This is a genomic window from Faucicola sp. SE7633 (assembly GCF_059264685.1).
In genome coordinates this window covers 1-22,638 of sequence record NZ_JCADBW010000026.1, presented here as the reverse complement: position 1 = coordinate 22,638, position 22,638 = coordinate 1, and the positions used below count along the sequence as shown (strand labels likewise).

General features: G+C 50.8%; 20 protein-coding genes. 16 read left to right on the top strand and 4 right to left on the bottom strand.

Annotated features, from left to right (window positions below):
• Positions 1–15 precede the first annotated feature (15 nt).
• Together AC5L4R_RS08975 and AC5L4R_RS08970 are read right to left on the bottom strand one after the other, a co-directional pair.
• Positions 16–666: a hypothetical protein gene (locus tag AC5L4R_RS08975; RefSeq protein WP_494473607.1), complete on the bottom strand. Its 651-nt coding sequence runs from the start codon at positions 664–666 to the stop codon at positions 16–18.
• A 132-nt stretch (positions 667–798) separates the two neighbouring features.
• A complete protein-coding gene (locus tag AC5L4R_RS08970) occupies positions 799–1,404 on the bottom strand; it encodes a hypothetical protein (RefSeq protein WP_494473606.1) in 606 nt (201 codons plus the stop codon).
• A 231-nt stretch (positions 1,405–1,635) separates the two neighbouring features.
• On the opposite strand from AC5L4R_RS08970, the gene ilvD reads away from it, so the two are divergent.
• The 8 genes from ilvD to argF all read left to right on the top strand — a co-directional run bounded on the left by ilvD (position 1,636) and on the right by argF (position 9,876).
• The gene (ilvD, locus tag AC5L4R_RS08965; RefSeq protein ID WP_494473605.1) at positions 1,636–3,534 is read left to right on the top strand and encodes a dihydroxy-acid dehydratase; all 1,899 of its coding nucleotides are present in this window, start codon (positions 1,636–1,638) and stop codon (positions 3,532–3,534) included.
• 173 nt (positions 3,535–3,707) lie between these two features.
• The gene (locus tag AC5L4R_RS08960) at positions 3,708–4,391 is read left to right on the top strand and encodes an acyltransferase (protein WP_494473604.1); all 684 of its coding nucleotides are present in this window, start codon (positions 3,708–3,710) and stop codon (positions 4,389–4,391) included.
• Positions 4,392–4,607: 216 nt separating this feature from the next.
• The gene (gene rpsF, locus AC5L4R_RS08955; RefSeq protein WP_494473603.1) at positions 4,608–5,054 is read left to right on the top strand and encodes a 30S ribosomal protein S6; all 447 of its coding nucleotides are present in this window, start codon (positions 4,608–4,610) and stop codon (positions 5,052–5,054) included.
• Positions 5,055–5,076: 22 nt separating this feature from the next.
• Positions 5,077–5,304 (top strand): 30S ribosomal protein S18, encoded by a 228-nt coding sequence (gene rpsR / locus AC5L4R_RS08950; protein ID WP_067055859.1) that lies wholly within the window; start codon positions 5,077–5,079, stop codon positions 5,302–5,304.
• Between the two features lie 23 nt (positions 5,305–5,327).
• Positions 5,328–5,792: a 50S ribosomal protein L9 gene (gene rplI / locus AC5L4R_RS08945; protein ID WP_494473602.1), complete on the top strand. Its 465-nt coding sequence runs from the start codon at positions 5,328–5,330 to the stop codon at positions 5,790–5,792.
• Between the two features lie 419 nt (positions 5,793–6,211).
• Entirely contained in the window at positions 6,212–7,627 is a 1,416-nt protein-coding gene (dnaB, locus tag AC5L4R_RS08940; RefSeq protein ID WP_494473601.1) for a replicative DNA helicase, read from the top strand.
• A 38-nt stretch (positions 7,628–7,665) separates the two neighbouring features.
• Positions 7,666–8,772: an alanine racemase gene (gene alr / locus AC5L4R_RS08935; RefSeq protein WP_494473600.1), complete on the top strand. Its 1,107-nt coding sequence runs from the start codon at positions 7,666–7,668 to the stop codon at positions 8,770–8,772.
• 183 nt (positions 8,773–8,955) lie between these two features.
• Complete coding sequence (gene argF, locus AC5L4R_RS08930) at positions 8,956–9,876, top strand: ornithine carbamoyltransferase (RefSeq protein WP_494473599.1); 921 nt, start codon at positions 8,956–8,958, stop codon at positions 9,874–9,876.
• A 69-nt stretch (positions 9,877–9,945) separates the two neighbouring features.
• On the opposite strand, the gene hrpA is transcribed toward argF, so the two are convergent.
• Positions 9,946–14,286: an ATP-dependent RNA helicase HrpA gene (gene hrpA, locus AC5L4R_RS08925; RefSeq protein ID WP_494473598.1), complete on the bottom strand. Its 4,341-nt coding sequence runs from the start codon at positions 14,284–14,286 to the stop codon at positions 9,946–9,948.
• A 272-nt stretch (positions 14,287–14,558) separates the two neighbouring features.
• Here hrpA and AC5L4R_RS08920 point away from each other — a divergent pair, with 272 nt between their 5' ends.
• Positions 14,559–15,251 (top strand): alpha/beta hydrolase, encoded by a 693-nt coding sequence (locus AC5L4R_RS08920; RefSeq protein ID WP_494473597.1) that lies wholly within the window; start codon positions 14,559–14,561, stop codon positions 15,249–15,251.
• Between the two features lie 170 nt (positions 15,252–15,421).
• Complete coding sequence (gene ppc, locus AC5L4R_RS08915) at positions 15,422–18,199, top strand: phosphoenolpyruvate carboxylase (RefSeq protein ID WP_494473596.1); 2,778 nt, start codon at positions 15,422–15,424, stop codon at positions 18,197–18,199.
• Positions 18,200–18,324: 125 nt separating this feature from the next.
• Here the strand turns inward: ppc and AC5L4R_RS08910 are convergent, their stop codons facing one another.
• Positions 18,325–18,618: an ArsR/SmtB family transcription factor gene (locus AC5L4R_RS08910; protein WP_494473595.1), complete on the bottom strand. Its 294-nt coding sequence runs from the start codon at positions 18,616–18,618 to the stop codon at positions 18,325–18,327.
• A 61-nt stretch (positions 18,619–18,679) separates the two neighbouring features.
• Here AC5L4R_RS08910 and AC5L4R_RS08905 point away from each other — a divergent pair, with 61 nt between their 5' ends.
• The 6 genes from AC5L4R_RS08905 to AC5L4R_RS08880 all read left to right on the top strand — a co-directional run.
• Positions 18,680–19,972 carry an arsenic transporter gene (locus AC5L4R_RS08905; protein ID WP_494473594.1) on the top strand — a complete coding sequence of 431 codons (1,293 nt, stop codon included), beginning with the start codon at positions 18,680–18,682 and terminating at the stop codon, positions 19,970–19,972.
• A 108-nt stretch (positions 19,973–20,080) separates the two neighbouring features.
• Positions 20,081–20,602 carry an arsenate reductase ArsC gene (locus AC5L4R_RS08900; protein ID WP_494473593.1) on the top strand — a complete coding sequence of 174 codons (522 nt, stop codon included), beginning with the start codon at positions 20,081–20,083 and terminating at the stop codon, positions 20,600–20,602.
• A gap of 2 nt (positions 20,603–20,604) precedes the next feature.
• Complete coding sequence (locus AC5L4R_RS08895; RefSeq protein WP_494473592.1) at positions 20,605–21,084, top strand: arsenate reductase ArsC; 480 nt, start codon at positions 20,605–20,607, stop codon at positions 21,082–21,084.
• Between the two features lie 12 nt (positions 21,085–21,096).
• Positions 21,097–21,849: an arsenical resistance protein ArsH gene (gene arsH / locus AC5L4R_RS08890; protein WP_494473614.1), complete on the top strand. Its 753-nt coding sequence runs from the start codon at positions 21,097–21,099 to the stop codon at positions 21,847–21,849.
• 21 nt (positions 21,850–21,870) lie between these two features.
• Complete coding sequence (arsC, locus tag AC5L4R_RS08885) at positions 21,871–22,221, top strand: arsenate reductase (glutaredoxin) (protein WP_494473591.1); 351 nt, start codon at positions 21,871–21,873, stop codon at positions 22,219–22,221.
• A gap of 41 nt (positions 22,222–22,262) precedes the next feature.
• On the top strand, positions 22,263–22,638 hold a 376-nt coding region (locus tag AC5L4R_RS08880; RefSeq protein WP_494473406.1), incomplete at its 3' end, for a helix-turn-helix domain-containing protein.

Genomic DNA, 22,638 nt, shown 5'->3' with positions numbered 1-22,638 from the left:
TTTTTGCTTATACGCTTACGCGCGGCGGTTGGTTGTATTGGTAGACGTGCCGACAGGCGCTGATAGCTCGATGGGTTCGGCAGGAATGGTGGCAGGAATCTCGGCAGGCACGGCCACAGGGGCAGGCGCAAGCTGACCCAATTGGCTGTCAGGGTTGTCAAAACGCGCTTGTAGGTAGCGGTTGGTGACCAGCAGTTTTTGCGCGTTTTGTTCATACATCGCATCAAGCATGTCATCAAACTGGCGATTGATGGTGTCTAGATAATCGCTGAGCAAATCATGCGCGGTTTTGCCCGTTGAGCCAACCGCCATTTGGTCAGCGCGTGCATTGTCTAGGCGTTGGTAGTCGGCAATTGCCTCAGGCAGATGCACGTCTAGGATTTTTTTGACCAAAAACTGGTTTTCATCGGCAATTTGCTGGTTATTGATGGGGTTTTTGCCTTGATAGCCGAGCAGTTTTTCTGCCTTTTGGTTGATGAGGTTGAGCTTGTCGGTCATGTCTTTGGGCAGGTTGCGGCTGGTGACTTGGGTGAGCTGCGGCATACTCTTAAACTCAAGCGCGCGCCCGCGGGTTGCCAGTTGATAGAGTTTGTACGCGGTAAAAAGTATCACCACAATGGGGATGCTATACACCAACACCAACAACGCCAATGCACCGTAATCCATGTTATTTTTTCCTTATGCTAATAAGTGGCAAGATTGATTGTGGTATTGTAGCCCAGTTTGGCACGTGGCTATAGCGCGTTTTGGTCGATTTTGTGGGTATTCGCGTAAGCTGGGTTAAGACTTATACAAGTATCACAAGACATTTGATGTGCGCGCTTGCACATAGCGGTAGTCACTGGCAAGTTGCGCCACGGTGTCGGCGTGGCGTTCGGCTAGCAGGGTGTCAAGCTGGCCTTCGGTTTGCTGCAAAATTTTGATGAGCATGTCATCGGCGGATAAATTGTCAGCGGTGGTTGCGCGCAGATGCTCGGGGGTGTAGCGCGCCAGTTGCAGATATCGCTGCAAGACGTTGGGCAAGGTGTCTTGTAGTAAACGGTTGAGGACAAATTGTGCCTCTGTCAGCGGTGGCGCGGCTTGGTCGTTGGGTGCGGCGTTGCACCAGTTTTGGTAACGCGCCAATTTGTCGTTAATACGCCATAGCAGTTGTTGCGCGGTTGGTGACAGCGCGGCGATGTCATCACGGCTTAGCTGCACGGCAGGTAGATTGCCGTGAATGTTGGCATTAACTGGCTGATAAGTCAGCACCAAGCCATGGCGTGGGTCGTGGTGGTAGTCGATGCGCGGCTTGCCAACCTCAATGCCAACCAACAGGTGAAATTTTAGCCACAAGCGACTTAGCATGGGCTTGATAACAAACCACACCACCAATAACACGCCCAACCCAAGCAACATTGTCACGCCCACCCCCCAATTTTATGCGCTGTTATGATGCAAATATAATGCCATTTTTAAACAAAAACAATGACCTAATGGCTAAAATTTGCGCGTTGTATTCCGTTTGGCTAAGTGATTTATTCCGTCTGCGACTTGCGCATGGCGTGGCGTTGTTTTACGATGGGCATTTATTGTGACATTATTTGTTTTGGCTAGGTGTGGTGAGCCAAAGCGCTGTTTAATTAAGGATATATCATGCAATATCGCTCCAAAACCTCAACCGCTGGGCGCAACATGGCAGGTGCGCGTGCGTTGTGGCGTGCCACAGGCATGACCGATGCCGATTTTGATAAGCCGATTATCGCGATTGCCAACTCGTTTACCCAGTTTGTGCCGGGGCATGTGCATTTAAAAGACTTAGGACAGCTGGTTGCGCGTGAAATTGAAGCGGCAGGCGGCGTTGCCAAAGAATTTAACACCATTGCGATTGATGACGGCATTGCAATGGGGCATTTGGGCATGTTGTATAGCTTGCCTAGCCGTGATTTGATTGCCGATAGTGTTGAGTATATGGTCAATGCGCATTGTGCCGATGCGTTGGTGTGTATTTCAAACTGTGACAAAATCACCCCTGGGATGTTGATGGCGGCCATGCGGCTTAATATTCCGACAATTTTTGTGTCGGGCGGCCCGATGGAAGCCGGTAAGATTTTGGCAACCACCGACGGCTTGGCACACAGCCGCAATGATGATGTGACACACGATGCCAAACATACGGTGCGCAAGTTGGATTTGGTGGATGCGATGGTGGATGCGGCCGATGATCGTATCAGTGATGAGGAGGTCGCCTTGACCGAGCGGTCAGCGTGCCCAACGTGTGGCTCGTGCTCGGGTATGTTTACCGCCAATTCAATGAACTGCTTGACTGAGGCGTTGGGGTTGTCTTTACCCGGTAATGGTTCATTGCTTGCCACCCATGCCAAGCGCAAGGACTTGTTTTTGCAGGCAGGGCGGCGTATTGTTGAGCTGGCTAAACGCTATTATGAGCACGACGATAGCAGTGTGTTGCCGCGTAGCATTGCCACCAAAGCGGCGTTTGAAAATGCCATGAGCCTTGATATTGCGATGGGCGGCTCAACCAACACGATTTTACACTTGCTGGCGGCGGCAAATGAAGCAGGTGTGGACTTTAAAATGGCAGATATTGACCGCCTAAGCCGCCATGTGCCGTGTTTGTGTAAAGTTGCACCTGCCACCCAACAATACCACATGGAAGACGTACACCGTGCAGGTGGCGTGATGGGGATTTTGGCAGAGCTTGACCGCGCAGGGCTGCTAAATACCAGCGTGCCCAATGTACACAGCGCAAGCCTTGCCGAGGCGTTGGCGCATTGGGACATCATGAACCCTGACAACACCGAGGCGCGCGACCGCTATATCGCTGCCCCCGGTGGCGTGCGCACGACACAGGCCTTTAGCCAAAACAATGCTTGGCCAAATCTTGATGTCAATCGTGAATCAGGCTGTATCCGCAGCCAAGCCCATGCATACTCACAAGACGGTGGTCTAGCCGTGCTGTTTGGCAATCTTGCCGAACGCGGCTGTGTGGTCAAAACCGCAGGCGTGGATGACAGTATCTTGACGTTTACGGGACGCGCGCGCGTGTTTGAAAGCCAAGACGATGCGGTGGCAGCGATTTTGGCTGACCAAATCGTGGCAGGTGACGTGGTTGTCATCCGCTATGAAGGCCCCAAGGGCGGCCCTGGTATGCAAGAGATGCTCTACCCCACCAGCTACCTAAAATCCAAAGGCTTGGGCAAAGCGTGCGCGCTTTTGACCGATGGGCGGTTTTCAGGCGGCACGTCGGGGCTGTCAATCGGGCATGTCAGCCCCGAGGCAGCAGAAGGCGGTACGATTGGGCTCGTGCATGAAGGTGATTCGATCGCCATTGATATCCCCAATCGGCGCATTGAGCTGTTGGTCGATGACGCAGAATTGGCAGCACGACGTGAGGCGATGAACGCACGCGGCCACGCGGCATGGCAGCCAGAGCACCGCGACCGCGTGGTATCGGCAGCGTTGCAGGCGTACGCAGCGATGACAACAAGCGCAGATACAGGCGCGGTGCGTGATGTTAGCCAGTTAAAACGCTGATTGTTTGGGCGATTTTGAAAAATCTATACAAGGTGATAAGGTGATATTATCGCCTTGTATTTTACAGCCAAAAACACCGTACGCGCTTGCCGACCAAAGTTACGCGCTCTACCATAAGTTTTTATCTGCATAAACCACCATCTGCCCTTGCTCCACGATGTCTTCACCCCACTATGTCTTTCTCCACCAAATTCATCAACCGCCGCCTTACCAACCGCCAACGCCTAGCCTTGCAGCGCGTCCGCCGTCGATTTTTGCCCAATCAATTTGCCATACTAGACCACGGTGCGGACAACACCTTTGACCTACCCACCCGTAACAAACTGATTGGCGATTGCCACATCACCATTCGTCAAGGTGAGCACAATTGCATTCAACTGGGTCACAACAGTCGGTTTAACCAATTTAGCATCGCCATCACGGGCAACCACAACCGCGTTATCATCGGTGATGACGTGAAGTTATCGGGCAAGCTGATTGTGCATGGTGACCATTTGCAGATTCGCATCGGTGCGCGCACGACGGCCATCGGCGTATATGTGCTGGCGCGTGACCGCAGCGTTAGCATTGGGCAAGACTGCATGTTGTCACGCGGTATCGAGATTCGCGCGACTGACACGCACCGCATTTACGATCTGCACACCAACGAGCAGCTCAACCCCTCAACCCACGATGTCATCATTGGCAACCGTATTTGGCTAGCCGCCAATGTCACAGTATCCAAAAATGTGCATCTTGCCGATGGTTGCATTGTGGGTGCAGGTGCGTTTGTCAATAAATCGGTGACCACGCCAAATTGTTTGATTGTTGGTAGCCCTGCCAAAGTCATCCGTCAGCAGGTGCGCTGGGAGCGTTAGACCAAAGTGCCATAACATTCTACAAACTTGGCTAAAAAATCAATAAACACTTGCTTTTAGCACAAAATTTGCCTAAAATATCGCACCTTATTGTTTAGGCGGTGTCACGTTTTGCACAAAGTCTATCACTTGTGGCTAAAATTTGGCACATAAGCCCTTACAATCTCCTTGCTACTGACATGGGGTCAGTGGCTGTTTAATCCGTAAGGAGTTGTCATGCGACATTATGAACTGGTGCTATTGGTGCACCCCGACCAAAGCGACCAAGCCCTCGATATGGTCGAGCGTTACAAGGACTTAATCAAAGACCAAGGCGGCGCAATCCACCGCTTTGAAGACTGGGGTCGTCGTCAGCTGGCCTACCCCATCAACAAAGTGTACAAAGCCCACTATGTGCTATTGAACATCGAATGTAATGGCGACACATTGGCCGAGCTTGAAGAGCTATTCCGCTACAATGACGCGATTATCCGCAGCCTAGTGATTCGCCGTGATGAAGCCATCACCGAAGAGTCACCACTCAACAAGAGCGCGGAAGAAAAACGCGCGCGCCGTAACAACCGCCGCGAAGATGGTCAAGACGATGACAACCGCGACTCACGCCCACGCCGTGATGACAACCGTCAAGACAATGACAGCGACGCGGACAACGCGCAAGAATAAGTCAGATTAAGGAGTAACTCACATGGCACGTTTTTATCGTCGTCGTAAATTTTGCCGTTTTACCGCTGAAGGCGTAAAGCACATCGACTACAAAGACATCGATACGCTTAAACAATACGTTGGTGAAAGTGGCAAAATCGTACCCAGCCGTATCACGGGTACCTCAAACAAATACCAACGCCAGTTGGCGACCGCCATCAAACAAGCGCGTTACTTGGCGTTGATCCCCTACACCGACAGCCAACAATAACCCGACCCTCTAAGGAGTTTTTGATGCAAGTTATTTTATTGCAACGTATCGCAAACTTAGGCAAGTTGGGTGATACGGTGAATGTTAAAGCTGGTTATGGCCGCAACTACCTTGTCCCACAAGGTAAAGCCTTGCCTGCAACCGCAGCCAACCTTGAAAAATTTGAAGCACGCCGTGCCGAGCTTGAGCGCGTTGAAGCCGAAGAATTGGCACACGCCAATAGCCGCGCTGAAGCGTTGCAAGACGTGAACGTCATCATCCGCGCCAAATCTGGCGATGAAGGCAAACTATTTGGCTCAATCGGTACACGTGATATCGCCGATGCCTTGACCAAATCAGGCTTGCCTGTGGATCGTGCCGAAGTCAAATTGCCTGAAGGCGCGTTGCGTCAAGTGGGCGAATACAACGTTGATATCCAGCTTCACCACGATATCACTGCCAAAATTTTGGTAACTATCTTGGCAGAAGACGCGGCAGCTGAGCTATAATTGCTCGATGATAACGACGCTTGGCGCAATACGCGCTCAGCACAAAAAAAGACGGTAAATGCCGTCTTTTTTTGTGTTCACCCTTTTTTATTTAAAAATTTTAAATTTAAAAATAAAATTATTTTAAATTTACTAACCCGATGAAACCCTTAAATTTTTGTCTTGTCAAGGGGGCTGGCACACCCGTGCGTGCAGGATTTTAAATTGTTCTTTGGCAAAAAAGTTGGGTATAGTGAGCGTCACCCAGCAATCAACTTGAGGATTAGACCGTATTTTGTCCCTATAAACAACGATTTAGCCTAAATTCACGCCAAATCAAGGCAAGCGCTGGCATTTTATTTAATTTGCCCAAAAATGCCCAATATACGGTTTTACCAATCCATTGATTTTAGTTTATTCACAGCAGCGAGGCAATCGGCATGGCAGATGACAGCACCCCCAATGCACCCAGTGCAGTGCGTGATATCGCACAGCACCAGCCGCACAGCATTGATTTAGAAAAAACCCTGCTGGCGTCGCTGATGTCGCTAGAAGAAAGCTATGACCGCATTTCGGATATTGTCAGCAAGGATGACTTTTATGCTCAGCGTCATCAGATAATTTTTGAGGCAATCAGCATGCTTGCCAATGGCAATGAACCGTATGACGCGATGATGGTTGCCGACTGGCTAGAAACCCAAAAACGCCTTGAGATGGCAGGCGGCGCCGAGTATTTGAGCGATATTTTGGTGCAAAGCCCTGCCACGCTGTATAACCTGACTGCTTATGCCCAGCGCGTGCGTGAGCTGTCATCGTTGCGGCAGGTGATTCGGGCGGGCAACAAAATGTTAGAGTTGGCGTTTGACCCCAAAGATCAAAGCGTGAGCGATATTTTGGACAAGGTTGAAAGCGAGATTTTTGCCATCAACGAGCAGCACAGCCGCCGCGCCAACCACAAAGGCCCGACACGAGTGGCAGATGTCATGGCAAACGTGTTGGATAATATCCAGCTGCTCAGCAAAAATCCCGATGGCATGATTGGTTTACAAACGCCATTTGTTGAGCTCAATAATAAGACCCAAGGCATGCAGGCAGGCGATTTGATCATCGTCGCTGCGCGTCCATCGATGGGTAAAACCACCTTTGCCATGAACTTGGTCGAAAGTGTGCTGCTCAATACCGACTTGCCTGCGGTGGTGTTTTCTATGGAAATGCCTGCCGAATCCATCGTCACGCGGCTGCTGTCGTCATTTGGTGCGATTAACCAAACTAATTTGCGTTCAGGGCGGCTAAGCGAGGATGAATGGGGCAAATTGTCACTTGCCATCGCGCATTTGCACAACAAAAAGTTGTATATCGATGACAGCACTGCCCTACCGCCATCGGAGGTGCGTTCGCGTTGTCGGCGCATTGCCAAGGACAATGGCGGTAAATTGGGTTTGGTGATGGTCGATTACTTGCAGCTGATGAAAGTACCTGGTATGGGTGACAACCGCGTGGGTGAGATTTCTGAGATTTCGCGCAGCCTCAAGGCGTTGGCGCGTGAGATGAACTGCCCTGTGGTCGCGCTGTCGCAGCTCAACCGCAGCTTGGAGAGCCGCCCCAACAGACGCCCTGTGATGTCGGACTTGCGCGAGTCGGGGGCAATTGAGCAGGACGCGGATTTGATTATGTTTATTTACCGCGATGAGGTATATAATGAAAACTCCGACGCCAAAGGCATCGCCGAAATCATCATCGGCAAGCAGCGCAACGGCCCGATTGGTACGGTACGCTTGGCGTTTGAGGGGCAGTTTACCCGTTTTAGCAACCTGACGGCGGAGTATTATCACGGCGCAGGGCATGATGACGAGTGATGACTGTGAAATGGTAAAAACTGGCAAGTGTGGTGGGTGTGCGAAATACTTGGGTACAAATCAATACAGCGGCATTGGCGCACAATGTGCGCCGTGTGCGTGATTATGCGCCAAATGCGCGCGTGTTGGCGATGGTCAAAGCCGATGCGTATGGGCATGGCGCGGCGGTATGTTTGGCAGGCGTACAGGACGCGGACGCGCTTGGCGTGGCATGTATGGCAGAGGCGTTGGAGCTGCGCGCGGCAGGTTGGCAAAAGCCGATTGTGCTGATTGAAGGCGTGTTTTCGCAAGCTGAGTGGTGTGTTGCGCTTGCGCAGGCTATGACCTGTGTGGTTCACCATGACGCGCAGCTGGCATGGGCATTGCAAGATTTGCCGCCAAACTTGTCACCAGCCGACCGCCAACCGACGATTTGGCTTAAGCTCAATACGGGCATGAATCGTTTGGGCTTTGGTGGTGATGAGGCGGTGGCGGTGGCGCGGCAACTGCATGCGGCAGGTTATGGCATTGTCCTCACCAGTCATTTTGCCAATGCCGATACCCCAAACCATCCGCACAACGCGGCGCAAATCGCGCGGTTTTGTGCGGTGCTGACGCGGCTACGCGACATGCTCGGGGCAGACGCGGTACAAGCGTCGCTGTGTAATTCGGCAGGCTTGTTACACTTCCCCGAGGTGCATTTTGACTGGGTGCGCCCCGGTATCATGCTGTATGGCGGCTCACCGATGGTGGATGTTGCGCCCCAAGCCTTGAATTTACGCCCCGTTATGCAGTTTGGTGCAAGTGTGATGGCGGTGCATGATTTGCCCATTGGCGCAAGCGTGGGCTATGGCAGCCGCTGGCAGACCACGCGCCCCACGCGGCTTGGGGTCATCAGTGTGGGCTATGCCGATGGCTATCCGCGTGTGGTCAGCGAGGCGGCCTATGTGCTGGCAGATGGCACGCGCTTGCCGATTGTGGGCCGGGTGGCGATGGATATGCTTATGGTGGATATCACCGACGCGCAGGCGGTTGGCTTGGGCAGCACGGTGACACTATGGGGCGACGGGCTCAGCGTTGATACGGTGGCAAGCTGGACAGATACGCTCAACTATGAGCTTTTGTGCCATGTTGGCACACGCCCAACGCGTCGGGTGTCGGCATAGACAGACATTTGTAAGCCCGCCCTATCGCTGGGCTTACAAAATAACGTTGCCCATATTTGGCGCGTCGGTTAAATTGCGTTATACTGATAATTTTTATTCTGCTTAATTGTTGCGCTAAGTGGCTGTTTTTTATTCTTTTTGCCGCATTGGCGCGATGGTATTTTTCATTAAGGCAAGACGGCAATGACAACCCGCCATTTTTTAACCCTGTTGGATTTTAGCCCAGAAGAGTTGCGCCAAATCATCGCGCGCGCCAGTGAGCTGCGCCGTATGCAGCATGAGGGCGTGCTGTATCAGCCATTTGTTGGGCGCACGCTAGGCATGATTTTTGAAAAATCCAGTACGCGCACACGGGTGTCATTTGAGGCAGGTATGGCGCAGTTTGGCGGCCATGCGATTTTTTTGTCGCCGCGTGATACCCAGCTTGGGCGCGGTGAGCCGATTGAGGATTCGGCACGGGTGATTTCTAGCATGGTGGACATCGTGATGATTCGCACGTTTGACCATGCGATGGTGGAGACATTTGCCAAGTATTCGCGCGTGCCTGTGATTAATGCTTTGACCGATGCGCACCATCCATGCCAGCTATTGGCGGATATGCAAACGTATTTTGAGCTGCGCGGCGATATCGCAGGCAAGGTGGTGACGTGGGTTGGCGATGGCAACAACATGTGCGCGTCATTTATCCATGCGGCGCATCAGTTTGGCTTTGAGCTGCGCGTGAGTGCACCATATGGTTTTGAGCCAAATTTGGATTTGATCAAAGAATACGCGCATTGCGTGACGCTGGTTGAGGATATCAACGAGGCGGTCAAAGGTTCGCATTTGATCGCTACCGATGTTTGGGCAAGCATGGGGCAAGAAAACGAGCAAAACACACGCGCGCGGCGGTTTAGCCAATATATGGTGACGCGCTCGCTGCTGGATAAAGCTGACCCCGATGTACTGTTTATGCATTGCTTGCCTGCGCACCGCGGTGAGGAGATTGCTTACGATTTGCTGGATGACCCACGCGCGGTGGTGTGGCATGAGGCCGAAAACCGCCTGCACGCGCAAAAGGCGTTGATGGAATTTTTGCTAAAAGATAAAATTCGGTTGGCTTAAATCGGCTTGCCAAAACCAAAAACGGGCGCAAGTGATAACCTACGCCCGTTTTTTACGTCATTATGAAACCTAACGCTGCAACTGCTCCCACAGTTTTTCTAGGCGTTTGTCCGACACAGGCGCGCGCGTTTTCATCGGCTGGGCAAACAGCTGAATACGAAACTCCTCAACCAACCAGCGATAATCATGGTACTTGTCTTGCGTGTCGGGCGTGACATACACGCCTAGCCGCTCCATATGGCGATCAAGCGCGTACACCCCTGCCAAATCCGCGTCCAAATTGTGCTCCAAACGCTCAAGCCGCACCAACAACGCCTGCAAATAGCGCGGGTATTGTTGCCAGTCTTGATACGCCATGCGATAGACAAAGTCCGCCAAATGCAAATCATCGAGCTGGTCTTCGATATCATCCATGCTTTCTTCAAAAATATTGCGATCAAGCATCAGTAGCCTACCGCGTATCTGCTGCCAATCTTGATAAATCGCGCTAAGCTGCCCAAGTACCCCCTGCCCTATTGCCAAAAAATGCGCCAGCACGGCGGATTTTGCCTGCGCATATTGCGCGGCGGTCAGGGGCAATTCGCCCAACGCGTGATATTGCTCATCGCTGATCGTGCCCTGCTGGCGCAACGCATGGATCTGACGGGCAAGCGTTTGCGCGGCGGTGTCGCCATGGTTGTCGTATTGCGGCACGGATTTTTCGAACGTCGCATCAAGCGTGGCATAGATCAGCACGTCTTTGAGCTGCTCTAAATCACCCAGTGGCGCAAACGCCAATTTCAGCGGTTTGTCAATTTGGCTGGTGAGTTGTTTGGCTTTGGCACCCAGTTCATTTTTGAGCAATGCCAACACACCGCGGCGATGAGCGCGAATGGCAACATCAAGGTCGGTAAACTGCTGCATGCTGACCCAGTTTTTGCCATTTTTGGGGTTTTGCTCATCGGCAACCAACGCAGCAAACTGCTGCACCAACACACCTGCGCTGTGACGTTGTTGGATAAAATTAAAATGCTCGGGGAATTGGCTGTGTAAGCCTTGTCCCACCACAACCGCCTGTTGGGTGGTGGCTTGGTGGCGGATTTTGAGCTGCTCAATGTCGCGCCCTTTGTCCAATAGGCGGTTTTTGTCATCCACCAAGGCGATTTGCGGTTGCAAGTAGCGCTCAACTTGGCTTGGGTTAAAGTCTTTGGGCTCAACCATACGCGCATTTTGTCCGCGTATGCCGCGGCGGTTGAGGGCATGGGCTAGCTGTTTGAGAAGCCCTGTTGGCTGCTCGTGGTTGAGCTCGTCACACACGGCGCGCGCGGTGTCGGGGATTGGCACGATTTGGCGGCGGATGTCTTTGGGCAAGGTTTTAAGCAGTTGCAAGACCAAGTCATAACGCCAACCTGCAATGCCCCACAACACCTCAATGGCATCAAGCTGCGGCAAAGCAACCAGTGGCACCTTGATGGTCACGCCGTCGTCGTCGCTGGCAGGGTCAAACACGTAGCTAAGCGGCAAGGTCAGGCCACCTAGCCGCCAGCTTTCGGGAAAGGCTTGCGTGGCAGGTGCGGTTTCGCTAAGCACGTCTTCATCACGAAAAAACAAATACTGCGGATCAGTTTTTTCAATCTCTTTGCGCCAATCTTCAAACGCCTTGCGACTGGCAATGTGCGGCGGCACGCGCTTGGCATAAAACTGGTAGAGCTGCTCTTCATCCACCAGCAAATCACGGCGGCGTAGCTTGTCCTCAATCAAGGCAACATCAGCAACCTTGTTCAGGTTGTGCTGCAAAAACGGCGGCAATTTGCCCAACGCCTTGCCTGTGACCTTGTGTGTTGTTAGGCTATCACCCGTTGATGGCGTGTTGAGCCCACCCAATACCAGTGCGTCACGTAAGAAAATATCGTGCGCCTCGGCAAGGTTGATACGTTCATAATTCACCAATTGCTTGTGCACAACAATCAAACCAAACAGGCTAATTTGCGCGTATGCCTTGACGTGCCCCGTTTTGGCAGACCAGTGCGGCTCAAAATAATGGTATTTGAGCAAATCGCCTGCCTGTGCCAAAATCCACTCGGGCTCAATTTTGGCAACGGTGCGCATGAAGACATTGGACGTTTCAACGATATCAAACGCCATTACCCACGTCGGGTTTTGCTTAAACAAGGTACTGGCAGGAAAAATTTTTGCTTTGTGCTGACGGGCGACCAAGTACTCGCCACGGCGTGATTTGATGATTTTGCCGCTGCTATCGACATCATTGACTTTGTGGGCGATAAATGACAACAAACCCGTCAACAAGGCACGGTGAATTGCCAAATAGCCTGCAGGCTCTTGGTTGTGTTTGAGTTTGAGCGTATTGACCAACTGGCTAAGCTGGCTGTGGGTCTGTTGCCATTCACGCAGCCGCGGTGAGCTCAAAAAATGCTTTTTGGCAAAGGCTTTGCGCTGGCTGTTGGTCAGCTTTTGTTGGGCGATGTTGTCAAAACTTAGACTATCAAAACTTGCGCTGTCAGCAAAGCTTTCAGCATCCATCTCGCCTACTTGCTCGCCACCATGCGGCGTGGTCGCAAACAATGAACCGTAAATCGCTTGCCAAAGGCTAAGATAAAACAAAAAATCGCTGTCAGGCTGACGGAATAAAGCGTGTTTTTGGTCGGCTTGCGTGGTTTTATCGGCAGGGCGTTCGCGTGGATCTTGCACCGACAATGCCGACACGATGACCAACATTTCTTGCAAACACGCGTATTGCTCACCTGCCAGTAACATCCGCGCTAGGCGTGGGTCAATCGGCATATGTGCCATTTGTTGCCCGATTTTGGTCAGGCTGTCGCTGTCTGGTGAGTAGGTTTTGGCAGCGGCTTTGCTACTGGTTTTTCGTTTGGTAGGCTTGCCGCCAATCGCGCCTAGCTCATGCAATAGCTTGCGCCCGTCATTGACCAAACGGCTATCGGGCGGTTCGATAAAGTCAAAATCCTCAACGCGTCCAAGGCGCAAATTTGCCATCTGTAAAATCACCGATGCCAAATTGGTGCGCAAAATTTCAGGCTCGGTAAATGCTGGACGGCTATAAAAATCATCCTCGCTGTATAGCCGAATACACACACCAGGGGCAACGCGTCCACAACGCCCTTTGCGCTGATTGGCAGCCGCTTGGCTGATTGCCTCAATCGGCAAACGCTGCACACGTGAGCGGTAATCATAGCGTGAAATCCGCGCAAAGCCCAAATCGATCACATAGCGAATATTTGGCACGGTCAAGGCAGTTTCAGCAACGTTGGTTGCAATGATAATCCGCCGTCCGCCACTGGGGGCAAAAATCTGCTGCTGCTCGGCAAAGTTTTGCCGTGCATACAACGGCAAAATCTGGGTGTGCTTGGGCGCGTACTGGTGCAAGGTGTCGGCGATATCGTGAATCTCAGCTTCAGTTGCGGCAAAAATCAAAATATCCGCCTGCTCGCTGTGGCCTTTGCTGGCGGCATCGGCATAGCACTCCTCCACCGCGGCGGTGATGGCGCGTGGTAGGTTATCCTCAACCTCATCAAACGCATCATCATCCGTACTGTGCACGATGTCGTCAGTCACGGGGCGATAGCGCACCTCAACAGGATAGCTGCGTCCCTCAACGACATACACGGGCGCAGGCTTGGCGTTGTGGGAGCTTTTGCCGCGTGTGCCTGCAGGTGGTAAAGCAAAATAACGGCTAAAGCGTTCGGTATCTAGCGTGGCTGAGGTGATGATGACTTTTAAATCGGGGCGTTTGGGCAACAGATTTTTGAGATACCCCAAGATAAAGTCAATATTTAGGCTGCGTTCGTGCGCCTCATCGATAATCAGCGTATCATAACGGCTTAAAAAACGGTCATGTGCCAATTCTGCCAACAAAATCCCGTCGGTCATCAGCTTAATCAGCGAATCTTGCGACCCTTGCTCGGTAAAGCGTACCTTAAAACTCACCGTTTGCCCCAATGGTTCGCCCAATTCCTCGGCAATACGCGTGGCAACACTACGCGCAGCCAAGCGGCGCGGCTGGGTGTGCCCAATTTGTCCTGTCATACCGCGCCCTGCCAACAAGGCGATTTTAGGCAACTGCGTGGTCTTGCCCGAACCTGTCTCACCTGCAACGATGATAACTTGATGGTCAATGATGGCTTGCACCAACGTGTCGGCTTGTTGGCTCACGGGCAAATCGGGATTGAGCGTGACCACAGGCAAACTGGCACGGCGCGCGGTAACGGCTTGCTCAGATTTGACCAGACGGTCTTGGTAGTGGGCCAGCTGCTGTTGGTAGTCGGCGCTGGCTTGGTCAGCGTTGGCAAGTTTGCGCCGCAACTGGGTGAGATAATGGCGGTCTTTTGCCAACACGTCTAATGGCGGTGTGGTAGCTTGCGCGTTGGCAGGTTTTTGGCTAGATAAATCGGTCATGCGTGTATGATTCTTAACGTCACTAAAAATGCTTAATTGGCTAAAATGCTACGCCAACATTGGCGATGGTTTTTGGCTTTTCTGCGGCTCAATATGGGGCAAAATGGCGAAAAATCAAACATTCAGCGTGTTGGTATGGCTTTTATCCGCAAAAAATCGCTGTTATATGCGCTCAATCAGTATTTGCACACCTGCGCGTGCTATGCTACATTTTGAGTAAACAAGCATTGAGCCATCCGATCAATGTTAAATTAAATTAGGAAAACCATGCCATGTCATCGTCTGAACTGTTGCCGCATATCGAAATCATCCACAATCCAAACAACCAACCCATTGACCGCGCGGTGATTTGGCTGCATGGTTTGGGCGCAAGCGGTGATGACTTTGTGCCTGTTGTGCCCGAATTGGGGCTAGATGGTCACCACGGCGTGCGCTTTATTTTTCCACATGCGCCGCGCATTCCTGTTACGGTCAATGGCGGTTATGTCATGCCTGCGTGGTACGATATTTTAGAAATCAACCTATCGCGCAAGGTGGATAGCGCGCAAATCGCTACCTCAGCACAGCGGGTGCGTGATCTAATTGCCGCGCAAAACGCGCAAGGCATCGCCACGCATCACATCGTGTTGGCAGGGTTTTCACAAGGCGGTGCGGTGGCGTATCACACTGCGCTGAGTCACCCTGAGCCATTGGCAGGTCTGTTGGCGTTGTCCACTTATCTTGCCACACAAGACGAGTTGGCAACGCTAAGCCCTGCCCAACACACCGCCAATCACCATCTACCCATCGCGATCCACCACGGCACACGCGACAATATTGTGCCCGAAGCCTTAGGGCAGCAAGCCTACGACTGGCTCAGCGCGCGCGGTTATGCACCGACCTATCACACCTACCCGATGGCGCACCAAGTGTGCTTGCCCGAAATCCAAACCATCGGGCGGTGGCTCAACCGCGTCTTAGCCTAAACGCTAGGTGTTGCCATCAAGTTATAAGACCAATCGCCATTTTTTGGCAAGCGTGCGGTATTTTTTGCGATAATTCAATAAAACGCCAAACCTAACCTTTACCAAACACAACCCAAACACAACCCAAACACAACCCAAACACAACCCAAACACAACATTGAGGAGCAGGTATGCAAGACACCCCGTCTGAAGCAATCCACCATCAAGCCAATCCACCAACCGAGATTGAAATCTCAGCGTTGGTTGAAATTATGGACAACGACAAAGACCAACCGCTGTTAGAAGACACGCAACTTTTGAGCCAAATTTTATTGCGCGTCATCGAGCAGCAGACCTCACTGCCCGTCAAACAAACCATCCATGCACTGATTGAAGGCGCAGACCCACAGCAAACCATCCGCGATGTGCTGCCAACACTCAGCGCTAGCCAACGCAAAAACTTGATTCGCGCGTGTGGGCTATTTGCGCAGGTGTTTAACATCGCCGAGGACATGCACCACGAGCGTCGCCGCCTTGCCCACGCCGCCGATAGCGCGACCTTTGCGCCCAGCAGCTTTGCGTATGTGTTGGATGAAATCCAAGCTGAAGGCATTGATGAGCCAACGCTTCAGCAGCATCTTGACCACACCTTTGTCAGCGCAGTTTTGACTGCCCACCCCACCGAGGTGCAACGCCAAACGATTTTATCATTGCGCCGCCGTTTGCGTGCCTTGCTAGAGACGTACCACAGCGCGGTTGGCTACCAACGCCAACGCCTAGAATCGCAGCTTGAGGCAACGCTACTGGCACAATGGCAAACCAACGAAAACCGCCATTTTACCATCAGCGTCAAAGACGAAATTGACAACGGCATTGCGTATTTTGACTTAAGCTTTTTTGAAGCCATTCCAAACCTGTATCGCAAACTTAGCGACCAACTACAAGCGCAATTTCCCGATACCACCTTGCCAAATTTACTCAACATCGGCGGCTGGATTGGTGGTGACCGTGACGGCAACCCGTTTGTTTCGGCAGAAACCTTGCGCTATGCTTTTTCACGCCAAGCGGCGGCGGTATTTTATTTTTACCGCGACCAGTTGGCAAAACTGTATCAAGAACTGCCACTATCGAGCCGCAGCGTGGCAGTCAGTGATGCGCTGGCAGCTTTGTCGGCGGTATCGCCTGATGATTCCATCGCGCGTGAAGAAGAGCCGTACCGCCGCGCCATTGCAACCATCATTGCGCGCGTGGTGGCAACCTCACACCAATTTGGTCTCAATTACGGTTCGCGCTATGGCTTAGCCGAGCCCTACCCCGACCGTGAGACGCTGCTAGCGGATTTGTACATCATTCAAGATTCGTTGCGTGAACATGGCAGCGCACTATTGGCAAATGAACGCTTGCGCGATTTGATTCGCGCCGTTGAGGTGTTTGGTTTTTATCTTATGCCACTAGATTTGCGCCAACACGCAGGCGTACATGCCGATACCGTGCACGCGCTGTTTAAACACGCTGATTTAGAGGACTACTTGGCATTGTCCGAAAGCGCGCGCCAACGCGTCTTATTGCGTGAGCTATCTACCGCGCGTCCACTGTATAATCCATACTTTGCCTATGATGACGCGACCACGCGTGAGTTAGCGATTTTGCAAGCCGCGGCGGATATCAAAAATCAATTTGGCGAAACCGCCATCAACCAAAGCATTATCTCCAATGCCGAGCAAGTCAGCGATATGCTAGCGTTGGCGTTGTTGCTCAAAGAAACTGGCCTATTGACGGTTGAAAATGGCAAGGTACATAGCCGCTTGAACATCGTGCCACTGTTTGAGACCATTGACGCGCTGGCAAATAGCCATGACGTGATGGCGGCATTGTTTGACAAAGCGTGGTACCGCGCGCTACTTGCCAGCCGCAACAACACGCAAGAGATCATGCTGGGCTACTCAGACAGCAACAAAGACGGCGGCTATGTCACCAGTCAGTGGTCACTGTACCAAGCCGAGGTGCGTCTGGTGGAACTGGCGCAGCAGTTTGACGTGCAGCTACGTCTATTCCACGGGCGCGGCGGTAGCGTGGGGCGCGGCGGCGGACCCTCATTTGAGGCAATTTTGGCGCAGCCTGAAGGTTCGGTCAATGGGCAAATCCGCATCACCGAGCAAGGCGAGGTCATCACCGCCAAATACGCCGATGCCGCCAACGCTGAGCGCAACCTAGAAACCTTGGTTGCCGCAACACTCAAGGCAAGTCTATTGCCTAATCACAGCGAGCAGCCCGACAGCGATTTACTCAACGCCTTGTCTGAGGCAGCGTTTGCCAGCTACCGCGCATTGATCACCGAGCCGTATTTTATTGACTATTTCTTACAAACCAGTTTGGTCAAAGAAATTGCTTCACTTAACATCGGTTCACGCCCTGCCAGCCGCAAAAGCTTGGCGCGAATTCAGGACTTACGCGCAATTCCGTGGGTGTTTTCATGGATGCAAAACCGTTTAATGCTGCCTGCGTGGTATGGCTTTGGCACAGCTGTCGAAATATTGATACAAGCCGATAGCGAGAATTTGGCGCGCTTACAGCACCATGCCAAGCACAGCGCGTTTGTCCAAACCATGCTGTCAAATATGGCGCAAGTCATGGCAAAAACCGACCTAACGATTGCCGAGGCGTATGTTGATCTGGCAGATAATCCCGAAGCAGCACGGGCGATTTTTGCTAAAATCGTGGCAGAATACACACGCAGCAAGCAAGCATTATTGACCGTGACGGGGCAAGAAACCCTGCTGGATGACAACCGTTCATTGGCACGGTCGTTGGCATTGCGTTTACCGTATCTGAACGCGCTTAACTGGCTGCAAGTGGCATTGCTTAAAACCATGCGCCACACCGAGAATGAGACCGAGCGCAAACCGACGCTTGAATTGGTGCATTTGACCATCAATGGCATTGCACAAGGCTTGCGCAATACAGGCTAGTTTGTTAATTGTTGAGCGTTTGAACAGCCAATTTAGTAACTAAATTGGCTGTTTTTTAGGCAAAATGGTTGGCGTTGCGCCAAAAAAGTTTACTGCGGTATTTAGTATTGATCTATATCCACAATCTAGGCAGCCTCAGCGTTAAATGCAGGCAAAGCGGCAATCACAGCTTGGCACCAGTCGGCTAAGTCCTCATTGATGGCATACCAAACCCATGTCCCTTTACGCTCACTGGTCAGTATGCCGATAGTTTTTAGTTGGTTAAGATGCCGCGAGACTGTAGATTGTGGCTGTTTGAGCGTATCGATGATATCACACACACAAAGTGATTGTTTTGCATGTAACAGTTGAATAATGCTTAAGCGCGTGGGATCACCTAAGGCTTTGAAAAATTCATACGGCAAAAATCTATCTTTCATATATTTACATATCCGAATATATAAAATATCATATAGCTCACTATAGCATTGGATATTTTTTATGGCAATCGCCGTTTTTATTTTCCTACTCACGCTGGTTTTGGTGATTTGGCAGCCCAAAGGTTTAGGGATTGGCTGGACAGCAACCATTGGGGCGATTTTGGCATGGGTGACAGGGGTGATTGGGGTAAATGATATTCCCGTGGTTTGGGGTATCGTTTGGAACGCTACCTTTGCATTTATCGCTATCATCATCATCAGTTTGTTGCTTGATGAAGTCGGGTTTTTTAAATGGATTGCCCTGCATGTGGTTCGGTTTGCGCGCGGTCATGGCAAACGGCTATTTGCTTTCATCGTGCTGCTTGGGGCGGTGGTGTCGGCGTTCTTTGCCAATGACGGGGCAGCGTTGATTTTAACGCCGATTGTAATTGCAATTTTGCTAGCATTACGCTTCAGTCCAGCCACCACCTTGGCGTTTATTATGTCGGCAGGCTTTATTGCAGATACAGCAAGCTTGCCCTTGGTGGTATCTAATCTGGTTAATATTGTGTCGGCGGATTTTTTTAAGATCGCATTTGATCGTTATGCATTGGTGATGGTACCTGTCAATGTGGTGTCAGTTTTGTCATCGCTGTTGGTGCTGTATCTATTTTACCGCAAAGATATACCCGATGGGTATGCTTTAGAATTGATTGATCCGCCTCATACAGTGATCACGGATCAAGCGACGTTTGTCACAGGTTGGGTTGTGCTGGCAGCTTTGTTGCTTGGGTTTTTTGTGTTTGAGCCGATGGGTGTGCCGATTAGCGTGATTGCTGGCCTAGGTGCGCTAGTGTTGTTAATAGTGGCTTATATGGGGAAAAAGTTGTCGATTATGCCTGTGGTCAAAAACGCCCCATGGCAAATCGTGATTTTCTCACTCGGTATGTATTTGGTGGTGTATGGGCTAAAAAATGCGGGTTTAACCGATTATCTGGCCACGTTGTTACAAGGGCTTGAACAACAAGGACTGCTCGTGGCAACCGTGGGCACAGGCTTTTTGTCCGCCATCTTATCGTCGGTGATGAACAATATGCCAACGGTGCTGATCCAAGCCCTCGCCATTGATGGGGCGCATATTACAAGTCCAATGATTAAAGAAGCCATGGTGTTTGCCAACGTGATTGGCTGTGATTTGGGGCCGAAAATCACCCCGATTGGTTCGCTTGCGACCCTGCTTTGGTTGCATGTGTTGGCGACTAAAAATATCCAGGTCAGTTGGGGTTATTATTTTAAAGTCGGAATGATTCTGACCTTGCCTGTGCTGTTGGCAACCTTGGTCGCCTTGGCAGGGTGGTTAAGTTTAATCAATTAGTTTGGTCAAACACCCTGCTTTTAACGAATGTTTCATCATCAGTCAATGTAATCAATTTATCATGAATTTTCATTAGCCCTATTTATTCATCCATAGGAGAAAAAAACCATGACCAACAAACCGCCTTATAACATTTTATTTATTTGTAGTCATAACCGCTGTCGCAGTATCATTGCTGAAGCGATTACCAATACCATTTTGCCTGAAAAATTTACCGCTTACAGTGCGGGTAGTAACCCAGACGGCAACGGTGTCCACCCAAAAACTATTGAGCATTTAAAGGCGCAAGGCTACGACACAGACAGTTTGCGCAGTAAAGATATGCTGGAGTTTACCCAACCTGACGCCCCTGTAATGGATTTTATTATTACGGTTTGTGATCAATCCCGAGGTGAGGCGTGCCCCGTATGGCCAGGACAACCTGTGACGGCGCATTGGGGCATGGCTGACCCGTCAACGATTACCGATGAGACAGAGCAACAACGGGCATTTAGACAAGTACAGCATCAGTTCGTTAACCGTATTCGCTTGTTAGACAGTTTACCGATTGAAAAACTGGATAAATTAGCCCTCACCAAACAGGTCAAAGACATTGCTGAACAAACCACGATTGTAGCGGATACCGAATAACCATGAATATCTTATATATTTGTACCCATAACCGCTGTCGCAGTATCTTATCGGAAGCCATCACCCGACAAAATGCCCAAGGTATCATCAATGCGATGAGCGCGGGCAGTCAGCCAAGTGGCGAAGTCCATCCCTTATCGCTCAAATACCTAAGTGAAATGGGCTATGACACGGCAGGCTTAACCAGTCAATCTTGGGAGAGCTTAAAAGATGAAAATGGGGATGATTTTATCCCCGATGTGGTCATTACCGTGTGCGACCAAGCCGCTGGCGAAAGCTGTCCATTGTGGCTTGGCAATATCCCAAAACTGCATTGGGGCTTGTCTGACCCATCCAAACTTGACGGCAGCGATGAACAAAAACGCCAAGCTTTTTTGACAACCATTGGTGAAATTGAGCAACGAGTTGAGAAACTGATCGACATTGCCAAACGCCCCAAAGCAGAACAGCTAGACGCATTACAACAACTGGTAAAGGCATGAATTATGACAAGCATGCAAAAACACACCGATATCAACCCTGAGACATTAACCGTCAAAGATTTATCTCTGCCACAGCTTGATGAGTCACAATTTCATCGTCCCACCGTGCAGGATTTTAAAGGCGATTTATCGACAACAGCGCCCAAATTTTTATTGCTGTATGGCTCGCTGCGTGAGCGTTCCTTTAGTCGGTTGGTGATTGAAGAGTGTGCCCGTTTACTCACAGCAATGGGTGCTGAGGTTAAGATTTATAACCCAGCGGGACTGCCGCTTGTCGATGATGCGGACAGTCAACACCCCAAAGTCCAAGAGCTCTACGAATTAGTCAATTGGTGTGAAGGCATGATTTGGTGTAGCCCCGAGCGTCATGGGGCGATGACCGGCGTCATGAAAACCCAAATCGACTGGATTCCCCTATCGATGGGTGCAGTGCGTCCGACCCAAGGTAAAACCTTAGCCGTGATGCAAGTCTCTGGCGGGTCACAATCGTTTAACGCGGTCAATCAAATGCGGATTTTGGGGCGGTGGATGCGGATGCTTACGATTCCCAATCAATCGTCAGTCGCCAAGGCGTTTTTGGAATTTGATGACCAAGGTCGGATGAAGCCGTCGGGTTATTATTTGCGCATTGTCGATGTGGTCGAAGAGCTGATGAAATTTACCCTATTGACCCGTGATCACAAAGATTACTTGGTGAATCGTTATTCTGAACGAGTCGAGAGTGCCGAAGCGTTGATGCAGCGGGTGAATCAAACCAGTCTATAAACACAATTTTAGGAAATTATCATGCAAGATATTACCATTTATCATAACCCCAATTGCGGCACGTCTCGCAACACCTTAGCGTTAATTCGTCACCTAAATGGTGAGCCGAATATTATCTATTACCTTGAAACACCACCTAGCGAAGCAAAATTGCGGGAATTACTTGAGCAAATGGCGATGACGCCAAGACAGTTATTACGCACCAATGTGCCGCCGTTTGCTGAGCGTGGCTTAGACAATCCAGATTTAAGCGATGATGACATTATCCAACATATGCTGGCTGAGCCGATTTTGATTAATCGCCCGATTGTGGTCAGTGATAAAGGCGTAAAGCTATGTCGCCCGTCTGAAGTGGTGCTTGATTTGTTATAGTTAAAACTGTAATATAATAAGCATTTTAAACCAATACCACCATGCCCAAAATATACAACCAAGACTTACGAGACAGAGCCGTCAACCACTGGCAAAAGACAGGCAACAAAAGCCAAACAGCCAGGCTGTTTGAAATCAACCGCAACACCCTTAATGACTGGATAAAGCTCTATCAAGAACAAGGGAATACCAAGCCAAAACCCTTTGCACCTGTTGGCGTAAAACACATTATCACTGACCTAATCGCCTTTGAGGACTACGTTAACGCTCAGCAATTCGACACCGCAAAACAGCTTAGAGAACAGTACTTAAAAGACCATCCCGATGTCGATATTTCTTATAATGCCTTTTTAGAAACCTTACGTCGAATCAAATGGAGTTTTAAAAAAAGACCCCGCTCTTTAAGCAAGCCGATTT

What these genes read in the sequence shown, in the direction of transcription:
- AC5L4R_RS08975 (WP_494473607.1), bottom strand. Translation starts at nt 666, where the DNA reads ATGGATTACGGTGCATTGGCGTTGTTGGTGTTGGTGTATAGCATCCCC.
- ilvD (WP_494473605.1), top strand. Translation starts at nt 1,636, where the DNA reads ATGCAATATCGCTCCAAAACCTCAACCGCTGGGCGCAACATGGCAGGT.
- AC5L4R_RS08960 (WP_494473604.1), top strand. Translation starts at nt 3,708, where the DNA reads ATGTCTTTCTCCACCAAATTCATCAACCGCCGCCTTACCAACCGCCAA.
- rpsF (WP_494473603.1), top strand. Translation starts at nt 4,608, where the DNA reads ATGCGACATTATGAACTGGTGCTATTGGTGCACCCCGACCAAAGCGAC.
- rpsR (WP_067055859.1), top strand. Translation starts at nt 5,077, where the DNA reads ATGGCACGTTTTTATCGTCGTCGTAAATTTTGCCGTTTTACCGCTGAA.
- rplI (WP_494473602.1), top strand. Translation starts at nt 5,328, where the DNA reads ATGCAAGTTATTTTATTGCAACGTATCGCAAACTTAGGCAAGTTGGGT.
- dnaB (WP_494473601.1), top strand. Translation starts at nt 6,212, where the DNA reads ATGGCAGATGACAGCACCCCCAATGCACCCAGTGCAGTGCGTGATATC.
- argF (WP_494473599.1), top strand. Translation starts at nt 8,956, where the DNA reads ATGACAACCCGCCATTTTTTAACCCTGTTGGATTTTAGCCCAGAAGAG.
- hrpA (WP_494473598.1), bottom strand. Translation starts at nt 14,286, where the DNA reads ATGACCGATTTATCTAGCCAAAAACCTGCCAACGCGCAAGCTACCACA.
- AC5L4R_RS08920 (WP_494473597.1), top strand. Translation starts at nt 14,559, where the DNA reads ATGTCATCGTCTGAACTGTTGCCGCATATCGAAATCATCCACAATCCA.
- ppc (WP_494473596.1), top strand. Translation starts at nt 15,422, where the DNA reads ATGCAAGACACCCCGTCTGAAGCAATCCACCATCAAGCCAATCCACCA.
- AC5L4R_RS08910 (WP_494473595.1), bottom strand. Translation starts at nt 18,618, where the DNA reads ATGAAAGATAGATTTTTGCCGTATGAATTTTTCAAAGCCTTAGGTGAT.
- AC5L4R_RS08905 (WP_494473594.1), top strand. Translation starts at nt 18,680, where the DNA reads ATGGCAATCGCCGTTTTTATTTTCCTACTCACGCTGGTTTTGGTGATT.
- AC5L4R_RS08900 (WP_494473593.1), top strand. Translation starts at nt 20,081, where the DNA reads ATGACCAACAAACCGCCTTATAACATTTTATTTATTTGTAGTCATAAC.
- AC5L4R_RS08895 (WP_494473592.1), top strand. Translation starts at nt 20,605, where the DNA reads ATGAATATCTTATATATTTGTACCCATAACCGCTGTCGCAGTATCTTA.
- arsH (WP_494473614.1), top strand. Translation starts at nt 21,097, where the DNA reads ATGCAAAAACACACCGATATCAACCCTGAGACATTAACCGTCAAAGAT.
- arsC (WP_494473591.1), top strand. Translation starts at nt 21,871, where the DNA reads ATGCAAGATATTACCATTTATCATAACCCCAATTGCGGCACGTCTCGC.